Annotated in this window: 12 protein-coding genes; 3 read left to right on the top strand and 9 right to left on the bottom strand. The window is 58.8% G+C overall.

Annotated features, from left to right (window positions below; all coding sequences use genetic code 11):
* Nucleotides 1-32: 32 nt before the first annotated feature.
* The 8 genes from NYE40_RS02255 to NYE40_RS02220 all read right to left on the bottom strand — a co-directional run bounded on the left by NYE40_RS02255 (nt 33) and on the right by NYE40_RS02220 (nt 14,188).
* Nucleotides 33-1,331 (bottom strand): McrC family protein, encoded by a 1,299-nt coding sequence (locus NYE40_RS02255; RefSeq protein ID WP_180968434.1) that lies wholly within the window; start codon nt 1,329-1,331, stop codon nt 33-35.
* Between the two features lie 23 nt (nt 1,332-1,354).
* Nucleotides 1,355-2,875, bottom strand: coding sequence for an AAA family ATPase (locus tag NYE40_RS02250; protein WP_219623321.1), 1,521 nt, complete (start codon nt 2,873-2,875; stop codon nt 1,355-1,357).
* Between the two features lie 13 nt (nt 2,876-2,888).
* Nucleotides 2,889-5,657 carry a DEAD/DEAH box helicase gene (locus NYE40_RS02245; RefSeq protein WP_180968433.1) on the bottom strand — a complete coding sequence of 923 codons (2,769 nt, stop codon included), beginning with the start codon at nt 5,655-5,657 and terminating at the stop codon, nt 2,889-2,891.
* A 5-nt stretch (nt 5,658-5,662) separates the two neighbouring features.
* Nucleotides 5,663-6,916, bottom strand: a complete 1,254-nt coding sequence (locus tag NYE40_RS02240) for an EH signature domain-containing protein (RefSeq protein ID WP_101808416.1) — start codon at nt 6,914-6,916, stop codon at nt 5,663-5,665.
* On the bottom strand, nt 6,909-7,487 hold the full coding sequence (locus NYE40_RS02235) for an OmpA family protein (protein ID WP_180968432.1): 579 nt from the start codon (nt 7,485-7,487) through the stop codon (nt 6,909-6,911). Before NYE40_RS02235 ends, NYE40_RS02240 begins: the two co-directional genes overlap by 8 nt.
* Nucleotides 7,488-7,664: 177 nt before the next feature.
* A complete protein-coding gene (locus NYE40_RS02230) occupies nt 7,665-9,725 on the bottom strand; it encodes a hypothetical protein (RefSeq protein ID WP_339279230.1) in 2,061 nt (686 codons plus the stop codon).
* Between the two features lie 275 nt (nt 9,726-10,000).
* Nucleotides 10,001-13,108, bottom strand: coding sequence for an S-layer homology domain-containing protein (locus NYE40_RS02225; RefSeq protein ID WP_339279229.1), 3,108 nt, complete (start codon nt 13,106-13,108; stop codon nt 10,001-10,003).
* A 150-nt stretch (nt 13,109-13,258) separates the two neighbouring features.
* Complete coding sequence (locus tag NYE40_RS02220; RefSeq protein ID WP_043111469.1) at nt 13,259-14,188, bottom strand: aromatic acid exporter family protein; 930 nt, start codon at nt 14,186-14,188, stop codon at nt 13,259-13,261.
* A gap of 188 nt (nt 14,189-14,376) precedes the next feature.
* On the opposite strand from NYE40_RS02220, the gene NYE40_RS02215 reads away from it, so the two are divergent.
* From NYE40_RS02215 to NYE40_RS02205, 3 genes are all read left to right on the top strand, one after another.
* Nucleotides 14,377-15,768 carry a glycosyl hydrolase family 18 protein gene (locus NYE40_RS02215; RefSeq protein ID WP_339279228.1) on the top strand — a complete coding sequence of 464 codons (1,392 nt, stop codon included), beginning with the start codon at nt 14,377-14,379 and terminating at the stop codon, nt 15,766-15,768.
* A 253-nt stretch (nt 15,769-16,021) separates the two neighbouring features.
* Nucleotides 16,022-16,765 (top strand): class I SAM-dependent methyltransferase, encoded by a 744-nt coding sequence (locus tag NYE40_RS02210; RefSeq protein WP_339279227.1) that lies wholly within the window; start codon nt 16,022-16,024, stop codon nt 16,763-16,765.
* Between the two features lie 485 nt (nt 16,766-17,250).
* Nucleotides 17,251-18,435 (top strand): IS256 family transposase, encoded by a 1,185-nt coding sequence (locus tag NYE40_RS02205; RefSeq protein WP_101807766.1) that lies wholly within the window; start codon nt 17,251-17,253, stop codon nt 18,433-18,435.
* Between the two features lie 325 nt (nt 18,436-18,760).
* Here NYE40_RS02205 and NYE40_RS02200 read toward each other — a convergent pair whose 3' ends face one another.
* On the bottom strand, nt 18,761-19,489 hold the full coding sequence (locus NYE40_RS02200) for an ABC transporter permease (protein WP_101808410.1): 729 nt from the start codon (nt 19,487-19,489) through the stop codon (nt 18,761-18,763).
* Between the last annotated feature and the right edge of the window lie 46 nt (nt 19,490-19,535).

The raw sequence follows: 19,535 nt of genomic DNA, 5'->3' as shown, positions 1-19,535 counted from the left end.
GTGCTTGGAATTAGAAATGAAGCTATTCATAGCTATAGGAAAATTATATCTTGATTAGCGTTGGATTGGGAGACGATCTCTCTGAGCTCTCTTGCCAGCTCATCCGTACAGCGGCTTCCCATCGTCAGGTTCACGAGCTCGACCCGCACGACAACGCCATCTCCACTTTCATACACGAGGGGCTCCCTCGCATCCTGCACATTCGGCACCCAGGGATAAAGCAGCACCACCTGTCGGGCATCATACTTTTTTGCATACGCATAGGCCTGATACATATCCGATTGTGCAATTCCGTAATTGCCGCCGACCGAAAGCAGCTTCCACTTCGTGTCCACAATGACAGTTCCCGAGCGTCCTTCTAGTACAATGTCAGGTCGCAGCTGGAACTTGGCCGGGGATTGGAACAAGTGATGCTTGCCATCTTGCAGACGGATGCGGATGTCCAGTCCTGCTAGATTCTTTTGAAGTAGGCGAGCCATGTAGCGTTCGTACAGCTTCTCCATAGGAAACAGCAGCGCATATGCAACACCGCCGCCCTTGAAAGGCGTAAAGCTCCGATCGGAAAGGAAAAGCCGGCACCAGCTTAGAATGGGTTCATATTCTTGCATGCCCCTGTCAAGAGAGACCCTCTCCCAGTCCAGATCAAGATCAACGGGTGTGTCGATGAGGTCGAATGCTTCCAGCAGCACGGACAGTTTCTTCTGGACCTCTGCATTTGTTGCGATCTTACGCAGCCGTTCGATCGTCGCCTTGATCAGCCGATTTTCAGGACGATCGATCGTAAGCTCGTCATACGCAATGAAGAAGCGCTCTCGATACGCGACGTTATGCTTGATCTGCTGCGAGACATCAAGCTTGCCTTTATAGTAATGTTCGTTGCTCTGATGTTGCCGATAGTCCGACTTCAATCCCCTTTTCACTAGCAGTGCCGCTTCATCGATGAACATCCGCATGAACAGCTCGAGAATAGGAAACTTCCTGGAATCGAGCCCTGTCGAAGAAAAACGCTTGCTCGGAATGTCTCGTACCATCTGCAGCATCTGCAGGAAAATGTCCTTTACGACCGTTTCCGATGCCGTCACGCTTTGGCCATATAATTTAGGCAGAATCTCGATCTGCGTACCGTCCTGCAGCATCAGGACCCCGACGTAATTTTTCGCCGTGATGACCTTTCCGATCCCTCTGCGGCTCGACAGGCCCGCTACATCCAGCGCTTCCTTCAGAACCCAGCGCTCCAATGGATCGAACTGTTCTTCCGTGAGCACGGTATAGCCGTATTCCGCTCCGTCCGGATGCTTGCATAAGCGGCCATGCTCCTGGATGGTGAACACCTTGCCCGCACCTGATCTCTTTCTCATCGCGAGTAAATCTGAACATAAGCGCTCAGCCGTGCGAACGCCGATCGATTTATTCTATAGCGGACGAACTCTCCCAAGTCCTCCTCTTCCAGGTCTCCGAAGAGCGCGCCGGCATTCACCTTTTCCTCCACGACAAATTGCTCCGCTGCAGGCTTTCTGTTGTCTCCAAGCACAAGCCTGACCTTCGAATCATCGTCATAGAAATATTCCTGCAGCAGCGGAATGATCGCATGCTCAAATACATGCCCCAGCTTCTCCAGGCTCCGCTCCTTCAGCACGGGGATCAAATACGCATGGCCAATTGTATGCTCCCGGTCATACAGCACCTCGATCCGCTCATTCATCGCTGCCAGCATCGCCGATAGGTTCAGCTGCTCCCCGTTGATTTCTACTGCACCGAGGCAATTCGGATCCGGCATCACCTCGGAAAAAGCAAATCTTCGCCGTAGAGCTGTATCCAGTCGGGAGATCGAACGATCAGCGGTATTCATTGTGCCGAGCAGGTAGACATTGGCCGGAACGCCGAACGGCTCCTGCGAGTAGGGGAGGGTCAGTTCCCGCGCTTCCTGCATCCCAAGCCGTTTTGAAGGCTCGATCAGCGTAATCAGCTCGCCGAATAGTTTAGAGATGTTGCCCCGGTTGATTTCGTCGATGATGAAGACATAATTGCGATCGTTCCGATGGATGGCCTTTTCCGCTTGACCAGCATGATGGCGCTGCAGCATGCCTTGCACATCGGCCAGCGTAATTCGGTTCAGACGATAAACAGATCCTAGCGTCATTACCTTGTTGCCATTGAGCTCATAGATATTTTCTCGAATATCTTTAACCAGCCAGCGCACGGGGCGGGATCTTTTGTACTCCTCCATCTGGCTGAGCCACGCGTATTCACCGGTAACGACGCCGATGGCATCTATCGTCTCTTCATCATGCAGAGTGAGGACGATATCGCCCCGCCGCATTTCGTTGATGAACCGCTTGATGATCATCTCTCCGCCATTTGTCTTGTAGTCGGTCTCTTCGTCTACGTGCTCGCCGTACATGTCCCACCCGATGCGAATACGGTTGTTTGCAAAACCGTCGCGCTTTACCGGATTGTCTTTCGAACCCCCGAGAGATACCTTCCATATCGTAGGATTCTGTCGGATTCCGTAGTCGTTGCTTGCCTCGATGACCGGCTGACCGGCTTTATCGCAGAACCGCTTGAATACCCCAGGCACAATCTCGTATCCCACTTCACCGTTCGATGGAGTGGATTGCTCTTCACTCAGCAGCCGCGGCTTGATTCCTTCGATGAATTCCTCATACCCATACGATGGATGAAAAGTCGTCAAGGCGATCTGTCCTTCTTCCTTGTACTCTTCATACCGGGCTTTGATTCCATCAAATCCATCCGTCTTGAGTTCCTGGATGACAACATCGAGCGGCTTGTTTTCAATGATTGCAACCGCATATAGAACCGTATGGTACGTCTTGCCCGTTCCCGGCGGGCCATGCAGGATGATGTTTTTGTCCATTCGGCAATTCCTCCTATGCTTCGAACGCTCTCGCCATGACTTCCGCATCCACGTTCGCGTTTCGGCTCGAGACGATGACGGATGAAGCCAGCGACTGCTTATCCGCGAGCAGAGCGTGCACGATCTCTTCGACCGTTCCGCTGCGGAGCGTCTTGTCCTCGTCCGCGACGATCGGATAGTAGACGAACACAGGCTTCGTCTGTCCGATGCGGTAGACGCGATCTGTCGCCTGGCTTTCTACCGCAGGATTCCACCAGCGGGTGTAGTGGATGACATGATTGGCCGAAGTGATGGTCAATCCCGTGCCCGCCGCGCGCGGAGACAAGATCATCACATTGAAGCCGGCGCTTTGGTTGAACTGGTCGACGATCGCCTGCCGGCGCTCGGTCATGCCGTTGATGATCGGAGGATTGATGCCATGCTTCTCGCGGATGAAGCGGCGCAGCAGCTCTTGCACGCGCTGCAGCTCGGTGAAGACGAGCACCTTTTCCCCCTTCTCCCGGATGCGCTCGATCAGGTCGAGCGTCTTTTGCAGCTTCGGCAGCCGTTCCGGCCCGATGTCTTCATATCGCGGATCATGCAGGCCAGGATGAGCGCAGATCGCTTTCAGTTGCTGGATGGCAGGCAGAGCCGGAAGGCTCTTCTGCTTGACCTGACTCAGCACGCTGCGGTACAGATCCGATTGTTCCGGACTCAGCCGTACCCTTTCTTCGATGATCGTCTTGGAAGGAATCTGGCCGCTCAGCTCCTCGGATTTCGTTCGCCGCTTGTACACCATGGACAACCGTGCGACCAGCTTCTGCTCGGCAGCAGCTTCGGCATGCGTCGAAGTCGCATCCTTCTTCGCAACGAACTCCTCCTTGAACGCATGGAGGCTGCCGAGCAGTCCAGGCTGCACGTAATCCATGATCGACCACAGATCCATCAAGCTGTTTTCGACCGGCGTGCCGGTCATCGCCAGTCGGAATCGGGCCGGCATCGCCTTTACCGCCTTGCTCGCTGCCGTCGAGCTGTTCTTAATCGCCTGCGCTTCATCGCAGACGACGGCTTGCCATTGCACTTGGCCGAGCAGCAGCTGATCGCGCGTCAAGGTGTTGTACGTCACCAGCACGATGTTGGCCCGGCGCAGCACGTCGGGAGACTTGGTCCGATCGTTGCTATTGTGGACCAGCACGCCGTAGCGGAGCGCAGGAGCAAACCGTTCGATTTCTCCGACCCAGTTCTGGACCAGCGACTTCGGCACGACGATCAGCGACGGCTGCAGCATCTGCTGCTCATGCAGGTAAGCGAGCATGGAGATGACCTGGATCGTTTTGCCGAGACCCATGTCGTCCGCGAGCAGTCCGCCCATATTGCGGAGGTAGAGCGACTTCATCCATATGTATCCATCCAATTGGAACGGCTTCAATTGCGCCTGGAATGAAGGCGGGAGCGTGCGGTCGAGCGCTCCTTGATCCGCCAGCATCGCCTGCGCATCAAGAATCGGCTTGTTGAATTCCAGCGAGCTGATGTTTTCGAAGATCTCCAGAATATAAGGGAGCTTTGTGACGTCGATGCGTGGATGCTGCTGTATCGCCTGCTCCAACTGATCTACGGCATGGACGAATTGCTCCGCATCCTTCGGCACGCGCACCCAGCTGCCGTTCCAGTCGACGAACTCTTCGCCCGATTCCCTGGCCTCCTCAACCAGCTCGCTGAACTGCTGCGATGTCATGTCCTCCAGAGCCTCGCCAGCCTCATCGAAGATCGAGGCCCCTGCCGCGAAGTCGAACCAGCCGCGCTCCTGGCCCTCTGCATGGACATAAGGCTGCGCGCGGTAGACCCGAATGCCGAGAGCCTTCACCCGCTCGCCGAACAGCGACAGATCAAGCTGGTCCAGCTCCGGCAGGAATGCCTCCGAATTGTCCGCGAAGCGAGGGATGTCCGCGCCTCGGATCGGAGCAAGCTGGCGGATCCGTTCCGCATTTGCTGCCGTCCCAGGGAGCACGAACACTTTCTGCCCGTGGCCATCCGACGCATACGCCTTTCCGGAATCATTCAATTTGTCCAGAAGCTCCTGCTTCGTCTCGTCATCGCCCCGGAGCATCGGAAGAAGTTTAATGCGGCTGCCGTCATAGTCCGCCTCCAGCTCCAGTCGATCGACGATCCGCAAATCCTGCGACTCAATGTAGCTGCTCATGGCAATGCCGAGACGCTTCGCTTCTCGCCGAACTTCGGCGACGTAGCGGAAGATCGCCTCGGCATCCATGGCATCCGGAGGATGGTCGATCAAATTCAGGAAAGCGGTCTGCTGTGGCTCGATCAGCAGCGTCTGTCCATCGGGCAGAGTCAGCCACGGACCGCTCCGTTTTCCTGTTCGGTGGAGGTTTTTCCAGCTTTTATAATCCATGTGCGGCTGAAATTTGAAATGCGGCATGCCGACAGCGCCATCGTTGTCCAGCGATAACGAGAGCTTGACCGGCTCCGGAATGCCGAGAATTCGTCTCGCTTCTTTTGGCGCGGAAACGAGCGCTTCGTGCGGCAGCAAATAGCTGTTCTCGGCGCGCGGCTCAAGAATCTCGTCATACCACAGGGCATCGACCAATTCGAGCCTCTCCAGCTCCGGCTGCTTCAATAATTCGGCCAGAGGCAACGACAACGGGAGGGTCACGGCCTCTCCCGTCGCCTCTTGTTTCAAGTGAATGACGAGGCCTTCCGCCGTCGGCGTCAGTACGTGCTTCAGATGCACGGCTTTCAATTGTTCAACGGGCTTGTCCCGATTCCAGCGACTCAGCCAACCCATGTTCATTACTCCTTATAAGAATATTCCCCACGCAGATAGGCATGGATATGCCTGTTGAACTTGGCTGTCCAGGATTCATAATAACCGCCATGGCCCAACCTCTCGATAAACAAAGGCTCTCCATGCATCATTTCGGACATTTCTTTGAGCATGAACGTCTTGGCCTGACTGCCCGCAAAGCGATAGTTCGGCGTGCTGGTCAAAATTTGAATCCACTTTTCAAACCCTTCTCGATGGTAGAAATATGCCCGTCCTACCTCGCCAAACTCTAGAACGACAAAATTTTCAAAGTAGATGAAGGCAGCCATAGGCTCGTTCCGGTTTTTCAAACGAACGACAAGCTCAATATACTTCATGTAAGTTCGCCAGTACTCCGCCCTTCGTTTTCCATCATGCTCAAAGATGATGTCCAGTTCTTGAGCGCTGAGCCATTTTTCTACCTGCCGCATCGCTTGTTCATCCAAAAACGCCCACTCCGCTTGGCGTTCTCTTGGATCATGCAGCCGCTGAACAGCTTGATCAAGGAGAATCTTGTCAAACTCCTGATACTCCCTTGCCTCCAGATACCCTTTCATCAACAACTGATAATCCGACAATATATACCGTTCTAGCTTGCTCCGCAGAAAAGCTGCTCCTTCGCGCTTGACAAAAGATTTGATGGATAACCCTGTCTGAAGCACGTCAAAGTTCAAGCAACGATCCAGCTCGGATCCTTCTTTGACCTTCAGGGCTTTCAGCATCTCTTGAAGGGTGGCGTGGGAATGAATAAGTCCGGAAACGAGTCCAGGCAGCAGCCCATTCGGGTGCCGGAAAGCCTCGTTGAAAACCGACTGCTCCTCATGCTCCAACGACCCGTGGCTGCTGAACATGCGGTCATTCGGATAGATGAGGACAAGCAGATCCTGCACGAATCTATGGCTGGGCTGCTCCTGGAACCGGCTCCAGGCTTCAATTCCGAAGATCGGCTGAAACCGTGAAGACAAGATCAGATTTATCTTATGCTGGACTTGCTCTGACTCCTCGTCATAAGGCCATTGGCGAATCAGCAGCCTGACATACCGATCCGGCCAATCTTGGATGAGCTGTCCGATGGCATCGACCGGAGCAAGACGAATCTCTGCGAGCAATTCAGGCAGCCGATTCATGAGGCTTGCTGCCACTGTCCCTGTGCCCTTATATTTTTTTTCGATCCTGCGCGTCACTTGAATGAGCTGATGAGGGACGAAGTTAAACACATAGTTCTGCGGGAGCTTATCCATGGGGATCCATCAGCCCCTGCAGACGGTCGAGCAGCTGCTCGTCCTTCAGGCGGAATTTGAATTCGACCCTTCTGGACTTGTCTAGATTGATCGAACCATCCTCATTTCGAATCGGCACACTGAAGGAACGGCCGTTTGCCGTGATGACGTTCTTAAGAGAATCCTGATACTTGAATGTTGGAAAATCCGGCGCGAATACTTGCTGAACGACAGATAGCGCCCGATCCTGCGATAGCTGGAGATTGTATAAATAACCTCCATCTGTATCCGTATGTCCTTCCACGATGATTTGCGAGATTTGATCCCGGAAGCGGTCCGACAACAAGATCGCATTGTATTTCGGAATGAATTGCTCCAAATACTGTCTCCCGCTCTCGCTGACCGCGCTGCTTTTCCGATCAAAGAAAACGCCTCCCGAGAAGCGGATCGCCCCGGTCTGCTTATCGACTTCCAGGTTGAGATCGGAATCCTGAAAGGCTTGAAGCAGTTCTTGAATGATTTTAGATTTTACACCGACTATCTCTTCAATCAGTTGATTCTTCTCCTCTATTGCCGCTTCTTGCTTGCTCAACTCCGCTGTCTGCTGCTCGTATGAGGATTGGTTGTCATACATAGTGATCATGAGAACGAGCGCGAGAACAATCAGGAGAGCAGACATAAGATCCGTAAACGAAATCCAGTATCCCTCTCCCTCCTCTTCCGTCCGTGACGCATGTCGCAATGATCCGCGGTACCCTCTAGCCACGCGTCATCCCCCTTGCTGCGCAGCAGCTACGCGATTCATCTGCTTGCTGATTTCGGCAACGGACTGCTTCAACAACTGAATCGTATCCGGCATCTCTTCCAGTCCATCCTTCATGGAATCGACGCCTCTGACAAGGTGATCGACAGCGCGCGCAAGCTCTTCATCAAACTGCTTGAACGTATGGCTGATGCCAGCGTGCATATTCTGAGAAAATTCGTGAATGGACTTCGTCAGCTGCGTACTCGATTTGTTCATGGATTCGCTCATGGATCCCCATGATGTCGAGAGCGTCTCCATGCGCTCGTCCATTTGAGAGAGCTGATCCGTCAGCTGCTGCTCGATTTCTTGTACGAGCTGGTCCAGCCGTTTCCTTTCCTCGGATGTTTCACCGAGCAATTGTGTCGCACCGTCCGTGACTTCCGTTAGAATCGTCGTGACTTTTTGGAATTGCTCGACAAGCTCGACCATCTGCTGGCTGGAGGTTGAACTTAAATCCGCCTGCTCCTTGAGCGTTTCGGCAAGATGCTGATGGCTCTCCGCCGTGCTCGCGATATGCTCCAGATTGCCGTTCAGCCGCTGCTGGACGTCCAGCTGCACCGCAGTCTGCTCCGTCAGCCTCTCGACATTGCTCTGGAACTGCTCTCGTTCGCCTGCCATCTGCTCCAGCAGCGCAGCCGTGCCTTGGTTCAGCTCGGCGTTTTTGCCAGTGGTTTCGGCCAATACGGCAGTGACGTCCCGGAACTGAACGACGAGTTCTCCCATCTGTTCGCTGCTTGCTGAGCTCAGCTCGGAGTAGACTTTGAGCGTTTCGGCCAGATGCTGATGACTCTCCGCCGTGCTCGCGATATGCTCCAGATTGCCTTTAAGCCGCTGCTGGACATCCAGCTGCATCGCAGTCTGTTCCGTCAGCCTCTCGACATTGCTCTGGAACTGATCTCGTTCGCCTGCCATCTGCTCCAGCAGCGCAGCCGTGCCCTGGTTCAGCTCGGCGTTTTTTTCTGTGGTTTCGGTGAGTTTATGTACGGTTGCAACCAATACGTTTTGATGTTCGGTAAAGGTATCTGTATATCCATGCAAGACATCAGAAAGCCCCGTTGTCTTGTCCGCCATTTGCGACTGGACACCTGCAGCATGCTGCACGGTGGCGACGAGTCCAACCATTTCTTGCTGGACAAGCTTCTGCCATTCCATCGTCTTCTCTAGCACTTCACTTAAATGCTGCATCTGATCTACGGTAGACTTACTGATCGAGCTGGATAGATTTGCAGCCAAATCTTGTCCAACTGTCTTACTCAACGCCTTGGACATTCCTTCAACTAGGTCAGGAATCAATCGTTCCGACATGAATGTTTGGAAATCCTTCATATGCTTTTCTTGATTCTCTAGCATGTTTTTAAAAACGATGCTTTCCGGTTCAACGGGATAGGTCGCGTCAATGGATTCTCTTACCGTTCTAAAACTAGTGGTAAGAAGCTTGTGCAGTATGCCCTTATCGAATAACTGCCATAAAACAGAAATAGCGATCCCTGCGATCGAGGAAATGAATTTGACTTCCATCCCACTTAAAAGCAAACCAATACCATGTTTCATTGCAGTGGAGTCTCCGCTAGGATCAAGTCCCCCAACACCTGCAGCAATACCCACAAATGTCCCAATGATTCCCATCGCCAATATCGTGTTCGGTACGAATTCCGCCAGCTTCCTCTTTCCAAAATGATGGACAAAAAGATCTTCATGAAAATAATCATAAACATCCGGAAGAACAGGGTTGCCTTGCTTCGTAGACTCGTTGTACTGCGTTTCGTAACGCTGCCAAGCCGGATAGACGCACTCCTTGATGTAGGGTTGTTTTTCTTCCCCCGCCAGCCACTGGCTTAAAAGTTTCACTCTTTCTTCGGTGGAGTCTACTTTTCTAAGTTCCTCAAGTTTGAGCTCGATGCTCTTTGAAGTTTTTTTAGCATTGCAGTAACGGCCCCAATAAATCCGATAGGCAAATCCAAGAGCCAAGCAAAACATCACCCCGATATAAGCGTAATACGTTTCCGGCTTAATCCAAAACTCCATCTTCTATCTCCTCGTTTCTCAAGATACGACAGATTTCAAAGAACCCGAGTCTATAGACATAGTTCTTTTTATCTACAAAGTTCGCTTTTTAGCTCCTAAATTCCTCCAGTCAATCGTATTGGAATTTCAAAGATTAAACAGATAGCAGAAAGCACCCTGCTCCAGGGTGCTTTCTGCTGCTGCTTTGTCTCCATTACGTTAAGACGTGTAATTTATAGGTGAACCCGAATCTGGATTTCAAGGCGTTTAAAGGGGGAGCCAGCGCAATGCATGGCCTAGGCCGCTTGCTGCGCGCTCAGCCGCACCAGCAGCGCGGCGGCTTGCGCCCGCGTCACCGGAGCCGTCGGAGCGAAGCGGTCGCCGCCGATGCCGCCCATGAGGCCGGCCTGCTGCAGGGCGGCCACGGACGGGCGCGCCCACGCCGGGATGCTCGCCAGGTCGGCGTAGTCCGGCCGAGCGCCGGCGGCCGGGCTCAGGCCGGCCGCCTTGGCGGCCAGCACGGCCAGCTCCGCGCGCGTGACCGCGCGGTCCGGACGGAAGCTGCCGTCCTCGTAGCCGCCGATCAGGCCGGCTTCGGCTGCGCCGGCGATGGAGCCGCGCGCCCAGGCCGGAATCTGCGCGGCGTCCTTGAACGCCGCTTGTCCGCCGGCCGACGGAAGCTGCAGCGCCCGCGCCAGCAGCACCGCCAGCTCCGCGCGGCTGACCGAGGCGTCCGGACGGAAGCTGCCGTCCTCATAGCCTTGGGCGATGCCGAGCTGGATCGCCTGCCGGATGCTTGCGGACGCCCAGTGCGTCGCCGGCACGTCCTTGATCGGCGCCGGGGCCGGCGTGGCCGACGGCAGCGCCGATGGCGCCGGGGTCGGGCTGCTCGTCGGCGCCGGGGTCGGACTTGCCGTCGGGCTTGCGCTCGGCAATGGCGTCGGCGTTGGCGTCGGCGTGACGACCGGAGTCGGCGCCGGGGTTCCGCTCGGCGACGTCGTCGGGCTTGCGCTTGGCGATGTCGTCGGGCTTGCGCTCGGCGATGCCGTCGGACTTGCGCTCGGCGTCGGGCTCGTGCTTGACGTCGGCGTTGGCGACGTCGTCGGGCTTGCGCTTGGCGTCGCCGTCGGGCTTGCGCTCGCCGTCGGCGTTGGCGTCGGAGTCGCGCTCGCCGTCTCCGCGTTCGTCTTAACGAACGCCGCGGCAGAGTTGCCGCGTCCCGCCGTGGCGCGGACGGCAAGCTCGTACTTGCCTTTCGGATCGGCTCCTTCGAGCACGTAAGCGTAGGCCGTCTTTCCATCGACATGCGGCACTGTGACCGTCCAGTTCGCGCCCAGCGCGTCGCTGCGCTCATAGAGGCGGTAGGCGGTCGGAGCGGCGCCGGCCGGAGCCTTCCATTCCACCTGCAGCTTGCCGTCCGCGTTCACCGACCAGCGGGCGTCCTGCACCGCCGCCGGAGCGGCGTCCGTGCGCTTGATGCGGTAGGCGTCGTAAGCATCGGTCGTGCCCGCCTCCGTCGTCGTGTACGCCTGGAAGCCGATCGAATCGTCGCTCACCTGCACGCCGGTGAACATCTCCTTGCCCGGCTGCTCGTACTTGGCCGCGTAAGGGAACTCCATGCCGGTCTTGACGTTGTAGCGCTTGTCGCCGGCCGCGTTGGTGATGAGGTACAGCGTGCCCTTCGGATCGACGACCTGTCCGTCCGCATCCGGCAGCTTGTCCTTCTGCGCCTCGCCCCCGAGCATCTGGAAGCTGCGCGTATACGTATGGTCGTGGCCGCCGAGCACGAGGTCGACGCCCATCTCGTCGAACACCTTGGTCAGCTCCGAGCGGAAGCTCACGACGTCGCTGTCCGACACATGGCTCGCGACGGAGTACATCGACTTGTGCAGCAGCACGACCTTCCACTTCTTGTCCGTGCGGGCCGCCTCGGCGCGCAGCCATTCCACCTGGTTGCGGTAGATCTGCTGGTACTCCGCGCTGCTCGCGGCAAGCGAATATTCCGTGTTGATGACCATGAAGTGCGCCGGGCCGTAGTCGAACGAGTACACCGAGCCGTCCGGCTTGGCGCCCGTCTGCGACAGGTTCGGCAGGTTGAAGTGCTGCGTGAAGTTGCCGTAGCTCTTGGACTCGTGGTTGCCGACGAGCGGCACGAGCGGCCGGCTCATGAGCAGCTCCTTGGGCTTGTCGAAGAACCAGGACCACTGCTCCTCGAGGTCGCCGTTGTCCACCAGGTCGCCCGTATTGGCGACGAACGCCGACTGCGGGAACCGGTCCAGCCCTTCCTGAAGCGTATGCGCCCAGGTGACGAAGTCCGCGTCGGTCGTGCCTTGCGAATCCGTCGTATACAGGAACGTGAACGCCTCCGGCTGCGCCGCCTCCGTCCGGAACGAGCCGGTGCCGCTCCAATGGCCGTCTTCCCCGTCGCCGACGCGGAACACATAGTCCGTGCCCGGCTTCAGGCCGACCGCCTTTGCCTTGTGGCTCTGGTAGACCGTTTTCTTGCCGGCGGCTTTGTCCGCCTTGGTCTGGTACGTCTCGACGCGCTCCGCGGAGCCTTCGAACGTCAGCGCCTTGTCCGCCGGGAAGCCGCCTCCCGCCGGAGCGCCGCTCTTCTCGGCGACCTGCAGCTTCGTGCCCGGGTAGTCCTCATAGGTATACCAGGCGACGCCCAGCTCGGTGCGCGGATCTCCATGGAACGTCAACGCCACCGACTGCGGCAGCGGCGACTGCGGCGGATCGACCGGCGTCTGCCCCGCCGTCTTGTACGCCAGCAGCTCCATGTCGAAGTACAGGTCGGAGCTGCTTTTGCTCTGCTGATGCACCTCGACGGCGATCTCGTTGGCGCCTTCCTTGACGACGCCGGCCAGCTTGTCCGTCAGGTCGACGTCGTAGAACGACAGCGGCGCCGACTTGCCTTCGACCGACAGGGTCGAGTAGCTGATCGGGCCTTCCGGCATGTTGTAGCGGGCGATTTCCGTCCCGTTGACATACAGCACCATGCCGTCGTCGACGCCGAAGCTGCCGACGAAGCGCTTGTAGTCGGCAGCGCCGCTCAGCTGCACCGTCTTGCGGAAATATGTCGTCAGGTACTTGTTGCTGCTGCTGCCCCCGTAGCCGATCGTCGTGGCGATGCCGCCGAACCTCGACGTCGCCGTGCTCGCCTGTACGGGGTAGCCGAGCGGAGCTGTCCCCGCGCCCCATGACGAGTCGTCGTAGACCGCCCTCCAGACGCTGCCCTGATCGGCCGGCGTCACCAGCACCTTCCAGTTGCCGCCCCCTTCCACTAGCTTGAGCGGCGTCTCCTCCGCGGCTTGCGCCGGCTGTGCCCCCGGCCATGCGATGCCGGCCGCCAGCGCGGCGCTCAGCATGATGCCGAGCCCTTTCCGTACCCACTGTCTCATGCGCTTCCTCCTGCCTGTCCGTTGTGGTTGCATCGCCCATTAGCGTACGGGACTTCATTCAGCGGAGGATCAGCGTTTCATGATGCTTTAGTAAAGAAATAAAAAAACGGCCCCCCGTCCTCCGGCCTTAGGGCATGTTGGAAGCACGCCCTAAGCCAGGGTCAGGATGAACCGTTCCAGCTCGTTGGCCATGCCGTACAGGCTGGCCCTCGTCTCGAACTCCTCGCGCGTCTCGGGCAGCGGAAGCTCCTTGTGGTAGTCGCGGATCGAGCGCAGCCGCTCGTGGTAGTCGCGGCCGCCGGGAATCGTGTTCCAGTGGTCGGCCAGATCGTCCAGGAACTCGCCGATGCGGCGGCCCTGCTCCAGCCTCGCGTCGACCTGGGAGACGAGCGGCATCATCGTCTTGAGGATGTCGGCCTGGCGCCTTCGCGTCTCGTAGTAGGTGTAGAACAGGCTGCGCCGGCCGCTGAAGTCGTTCTCCGTCGCCTGCACGCCGAGCGCCCGCGCCTGCTCCAGCAGCTTGTCGAGCTCCAGCAGCTCGCGGCCGTCCCACAGGCTGCTGCCGTCCTTGAGATAGATCGCCAGCTCGCGCAGGATGCGCTCGATGTTGTCCTCGATGCGCCGCCGCAGGGTCATCACCTGACGCTCGATGCCCGGCATGTACAGGTTGACGACGAGCGACAGGCCGAGGCCGATCGCGATCAGCGCCAGCTCGTTGCCGATGAACGAGAGCGTCAGGTCGCCGTGGATGTACACATGCATCATGATGACCGAGCTGCTGGCGATGCCGCCGGTGCAGCGCAGCCCGACGCACAGCGGGATCAGCACCAGGTAGATGGGCACGAACAGCAGCGCGTAGTAGCCGGCCAGCTCGAAGGCCAGCCCCGAGACCGCGATGCCGACGAGGCAGGCGAGCAGCCGCTCCCAGATCGCGTTGAACGACTGGCGCCTCGTCTTCTGGATGCAGAGCAGCGTGAGGATGCCGGCGGAGGCGAAGTTGAGCAGTCCGAGCTGCTGGGCGGTCAGCACCGACAGGCTGACGCCGACGGCGGTTTTGAGCGTACGGAATCCGATCCTCATGATTCGCTCCTTGTCTCGTCAAAAATGTCACCCCGATTATAGCATCCGCGAAGTTCCGTGACGAACCGGCGTCTTTCTTCAAAAAATCTGCCCCTGATTCTCGGAATATTCTCCCTTATCTGAAATCTATTTCAGTGGTCCAATAGAGTAGAAGATTCCGCAAGGAAATTCCGAAAGGGGATGGATTGATGAAACGCAAAAGTCTTGCCCTTACCCTGATCCTCATGCTGCTGGTGGCGATCGTGCCGGCAACGGTGTTCGGCGCCGCGGCCTGGACGCCCGGCACCGCCTACAAGGCGGGCGACGTCGTGACGTACGCCGGCAAGGACTACCGCTGCGTGCAGTCCCATACGGCGCTGACCGGCTGGGAGCCGCCGAACGTGCCCGCGCTGTGGACGCCGACGGGCGGCACGACGCCGACTCCGACGCCTTCCGCCACGCCGACAGCCACTCCGACTCCGACCGCCACGCCGACTCCCAAGCCGACCGTGACGCCGACGCCTACCGCGACGGTGACGCCGACTCCGACCAAAACGCCGGTTCCGACCGCTACTCCGACGCCTACGGTCGCGCCGACCGCCACGCCGATTCCTTCGGCCACGCCTTCGACCGGCAAGGTCGTCGTCGGCTACTGGCATAACTTCGACAACGGCTCCGGCGTCATCCCGCTGCGCGACGTGTCGCCGAACTTCAACGTCATCAACGTCAGCTTCGCCGAGACGCTGAGCGACCATGCGACGCTCACGTTCGTGCCGTTCCAGACGACCCCGGCCCAGTTCAAGGCCGACGTCGCCTACCTGCAAAGCCAGGGACGCCGCGTGCACATCTCCATCGGCGGCGCCAACGCCACCGTCGAGCTGAACACGGCGGCAGCCAAGGCCAGCTTCGTCAGCTCGCTGAAGAACATCATCGATACGTACGGCTTCGACGGCATCGACATCGACCTCGAAGGAAGCTCGCTGTCGCTGAACGGCGGCGACACCGACTTCAAGAACCCGACGACGCCCAAGGTCGTCAACCTGATCAGCGCCATCAAGGAGATCATGGCGACGTACGGCTCCGGCTTCGATCTGACGATGGCGCCGGAAACGGCGTACGTGCAGGGCGGCCAGATCGCCTACGGCGGCCCGTGGGGCGCCTACCTGCCGGTCATCCACGCCGTGCGCGACCAGCTCGACTACATCCACGTCCAGCATTACAACAGCGGCTCCATGCAAGGACTCGACGGCAAGTCCTACGCCCAGGGCACGGCCGACTTCCAGGTCGCGATGGCCGAGGTGCTGCTCAAAGGCTTCCCGATCGCCGGCAACGCCAGCAACCTGTTCCCGGCGCTGCGCGCCGACCAGGTCGCGATCGGCCTGCCGTCGTCTCCGGCCGCGGCGGGCGGCGGCTACACGCAGCCGGCCGACATCGTCAAGGCGCTGAACTACCTCACCAAGGGCCAATCGTTCGGCGGCCAGTACACGCTGCAGACTCCGGGCGGCTACTCCGGCTTCCGCGGCGTCATGACCTGGTCGATCAACTGGGACAAAACGACGAGCTACGTCTGGTCCAACGCGATGAAGGGCTACTTCGGCTAAAGCGGTTGTTCCCGCCGCTGCGCGAAGCCGCATGTCCATTGCCCGGCCTCTTCCGAGAGGCCGGGCTTTCGCATGATTGCAGCGTCGCCCGGCCATGCCTGGCATGGTCCGTCTTGGCTGGCATGGCCCGTCTTGGCTGGCCTTCCCGTTCTTGCGCCGGATGCCGGCCACGCATAAAAAACGGCTCAAGCCGTTCTCTGCCGGTTGCGCCGAGCTCGGGCGAGGTAAAATAAGAGAAAAGGGGGCTTGCACGATGAAGGAAAACAAATACGACGATCCGGAGTTTTTTGACCGCTACAGCCGGATGCCCCGTTCGCAGGGCGGGCTGGACGCCGCCGGCGAATGGCCGGCGCTGCGCGCCATGCTGCCGCCGCTTGACGGCAAGCGCGTGCTCGATCTCGGCTGCGGCTACGGCTGGCATGCCCGCTACGCGCGGGAGCAAGGAGCGGCGTCCGTGCTCGCCATCGACCTGTCGGAAAAGATGCTGGAACGCGCCCGCGAGCTGACCGACGATCCCGCGATCGACTTTCGGCGCGGCGCGATCGAAGACATCGCTTTCCTTCCGGGGGAATTCGACGTCGTTCTGAGCTCGCTCGCGTTCCACTATGTCGGCGACTTCGCCGCAGCTGCGATCAAGGTGCATGACGCGCTCGCGGACGGGGGCAGCTTCGTCTTCTCGGTCGAGCATCCGATCTTCACCGCCCTGCCTGCGCAGGACTGGCAGTACGGGACGAACGGCGAGAAGCTGCACTGGCCCGTCGACCGCTATCACGACCAGGGCCTGCGCTCCGCCCGCTTCCTCGGCAGCGACGTCATCAAGTATCATCGCACCGTCTCCACGTATCTGAACGCGCTGCTCGCCGCCGGCTTCTCGATCCGCCAGCTGTCGGAGCTCGCTCCGACGGCGGAGATGCTCGAGCGCAATCCCGCCTGGGCGGAGGAGGCCCGACGGCCGATGTTCTTCCTGATCGCGGCCGACAAGACCGGCAGACGGTAGCCGGAGCCGTCGGGGGCTGGGGCGGTCGGTTGCTAGGGCGGTCGGTGGCTAGGGCGGTCGGTTGCTGGAGCTAGTCGGGGGCTAACTCGGCCATTGCTGGAAACCTGAAAAGCGTCCGTGCCACCTTAAGGTGACTCGGACGCTTTATTCAATCTTGAGACTCCGGCCATTCGGCCGATTCTCGGGAATCCAAGGCACTCCTCTGCCTTGGATTCGGCCCTTTGGCCGAGATCCGGCCCATCCAAGGCACTTTTCTGCCTTGGTTCCGGCCCCTTCGACCGAGATCCGCCCATCCAAGGCACTTTTCTGCCTTGGTTCCGGCCCCTTCGGCCGAGATCCGCCCATCCAAGGCACTTTTCTGCCTTGGATTCGGCCATCCAGGGTGACGTACAATAAGTTGTGTACCAACATTTGGAGCCTAGCTAGGCACAAAAAAAGTAGGGTATTCTCGGGGTTACGACGCCACCAAGAAAGGACCCTACTTCATGACTAGTATAACCGAAAACCACCTGAACCATCTCTTTGAAAATTCTGTCATCCCCTTCGTAAAGGAGCGGATCGAGTTTCTCATCCGTACGGAGATTCAGCACCACATGGCCGAGGCTGCGGCAGCGGGTATCCGCAACAGCCGAAACGGCTACTACTACCGGGATCTGCACACCCGCTACGGCCTGATCGAGGATCTGGAGATGCCCCGAGACCGAAACGGCGACTTCCAAACGCAGCTGTTCGAGCCCTATCAGCGGCGCGACGGCTGGCTGGAGGAGGCCGTCATTCAGATGTACAAAGGCGGCATGCCGACCCGCGACATCGCTCGGTTCATTGAAGGCATGTTCGGTCAAGCGTACTCGCCGACCACGATTAGCAACATCACTTCGACGGTTCTGGAAGACGTGGAGCGCTGGCAGACAAGGCCGCTCGGCAAGCGCTACTCCGTCATTTACCTCGACGGCATGTACGTCAAGCTCAAGCGCAGCACGGTCAGCGGCGAAGTCGTTTGTTTTGCGATGGGCATCGACGAAGACGGGTACCGATCCATCCTCGGCTTCTACGTCGGGGGAAAAGAGAGTGCCAACGTATGGCGCGACGTGCTGAAAGACTTGCAGCAGCGCGGCGTGGAGGAAGTTCTGCTTGGCGTATTCGATGGGCTGCCTGGGCTGGATACGGCCTTCCGGGAAGCCTTTCCCAAAGCCGACGTCCAGCACTGTGTCGTCCACAAAGTGCGCTCGACCTTTCCCAAGATCCGCATGCAGGACAAGACGGACTTCGTTGCCGATCTCAAAACCGTCTACAACGCCCTAGACCGGGACTTGGCTCTGGCTGCTTTTGACCGGCTTAAGGACAAATGGCAGAAGCGCTATCCCAAAGAAATTCAGTCCTGGGAAAACCAGCTCGACACGCTGCTTACGTTCTACTCGTATCCCGCCGAAATGAAGCTGGCCATCTACACGTCCAACCCGATTGAACGCATGAACAAGGAATTCCGCAAACGACTTAAGCCCATGAACAGCCTGACCAACATGGAGGCGGTCGAGAAAATCCTTTACCTGACGGCTAGCGAGTACAACGAGTATTATGGCAAGAAAGTCATTCGCGGCTTCGGCGACCCGTCGGTAAAACGTAGGTTGAAGCAGATGTTTGAGAAACGCTACCCCCACCACCAAGAGTGACGTCAACCCATTTTGACTGGGAATATCTTGCTGCTTACACATACTTCTTGACGCTACCCCATCCAGCCGAGATCCGCCCATCCAAGGCACTTTTCTGCCTTGGATTCGGCCATCCAGCCGGGATCCGCCCATCCAAGGCACTTTTCTGCCTTGGTTCCGGCCCCTTCGGCCGAGATCCGCCCATCCAAGGCACTTTTCTGCCTTGGATCCGGCCCCTTCGGCCGAGATCCGGCCCATCCAAGGCACTTTTCTGCCTTGGATTAGGCCTCGGGCCGCTGCGCCCCCCGGTCGTGTCGGCCGCCGCGCCCCCAGCCGACCCGGCCCGCTACACCGCCCGCCGGCGGAAATGCAGCCAGCCGGCGGCAAGGAACAAGGCGAAGCTGCCGCCGATGACGAGGAACAGCGACTCGGCGGGGACGTTGAATGCGCCGAAGCCTTCCTCCGATCGCGGCATCATCGCGAGCAGCGGCTGTGCCCACGGGTACCAGGGGGCGAACCGCTCGGAGTTTACGACGAGCATGTTGGGCAGCGTGAACACGGTGCCCAGCACGAGCGGAGCCGCGAAGCTGGACCACGCGAACGAAGCCCACAGCTGCAGCGCTGCTAGCGGCAGGCAGGCGACCCAGCCGCCGAGCAGCGCCCGGCCGAGCTCGGCCCACGGCACGCCGCCGTCCATGCCTCGCAGCAGGCCGCCGGCGAGCAGCGCCGCTCCGAGCAGCTGCTGCAGCAAGGCGACAAGCCCGGCCAGCGCGGCCAGCTTGGACAAATAGACCGCGCCTGGGCGAACCGGCAGCGCGAGCAGCTGCTTCCAGCCGCCCGAGGCATGCTCGAAGCGGCACAGCAGCGCCGCAAAGATGCCAACGAGCAGCGGCAGGAACATCAGTCCGTGCACATTGGCGCTGATGATGTACGCCTCCATCCAGCCCGCTCCGCCGATCGCCTCCAGCGGGGCTTTCCAGGCGACGGCGAAGGCGATCAGCGGGCTGACCGGCAGCAGCAGCCAGACGATGGAGCGGCGCAGCTTGAGCCATTCGGCCGACAGCAGTCTCCTCATGACGGCTCACGCCCCTCTCCCGTCCATTCGGCCGACAGCAGTCTCC

The organism is Paenibacillus sp. FSL W8-1187 (genome assembly GCF_037965485.1).
In the GTDB taxonomy this organism is placed as follows: domain Bacteria; phylum Bacillota; class Bacilli; order Paenibacillales; family Paenibacillaceae; genus Paenibacillus_O; species Paenibacillus_O pasadenensis.
This window is presented reverse-complemented; position numbering and strand designations above follow the sequence as displayed.

Coding starts and splice junctions, on each gene's coding strand:
- NYE40_RS02240 (WP_101808416.1), bottom strand. CDS start 6,916: ATGGATAAGCTCCCGCAGAACTATGTGTTTAACTTCGTCCCTCATCAG.
- NYE40_RS02250 (WP_219623321.1), bottom strand. CDS start 2,875: ATGGACAAAAACATCATCCTGCATGGCCCGCCGGGAACGGGCAAGACG.
- NYE40_RS02230 (WP_339279230.1), bottom strand. CDS start 9,725: ATGGAGTTTTGGATTAAGCCGGAAACGTATTACGCTTATATCGGGGTG.
- NYE40_RS02220 (WP_043111469.1), bottom strand. CDS start 14,188: ATGAGGATCGGATTCCGTACGCTCAAAACCGCCGTCGGCGTCAGCCTG.
- NYE40_RS02215 (WP_339279228.1), top strand. CDS start 14,377: ATGAAACGCAAAAGTCTTGCCCTTACCCTGATCCTCATGCTGCTGGTG.
- NYE40_RS02205 (WP_101807766.1), top strand. CDS start 17,251: ATGACTAGTATAACCGAAAACCACCTGAACCATCTCTTTGAAAATTCT.
- NYE40_RS02200 (WP_101808410.1), bottom strand. CDS start 19,489: ATGAGGAGACTGCTGTCGGCCGAATGGCTCAAGCTGCGCCGCTCCATC.
- NYE40_RS02210 (WP_339279227.1), top strand. CDS start 16,022: ATGAAGGAAAACAAATACGACGATCCGGAGTTTTTTGACCGCTACAGC.
- NYE40_RS02245 (WP_180968433.1), bottom strand. CDS start 5,657: ATGGGTTGGCTGAGTCGCTGGAATCGGGACAAGCCCGTTGAACAATTG.
- NYE40_RS02225 (WP_339279229.1), bottom strand. CDS start 13,108: ATGAGACAGTGGGTACGGAAAGGGCTCGGCATCATGCTGAGCGCCGCG.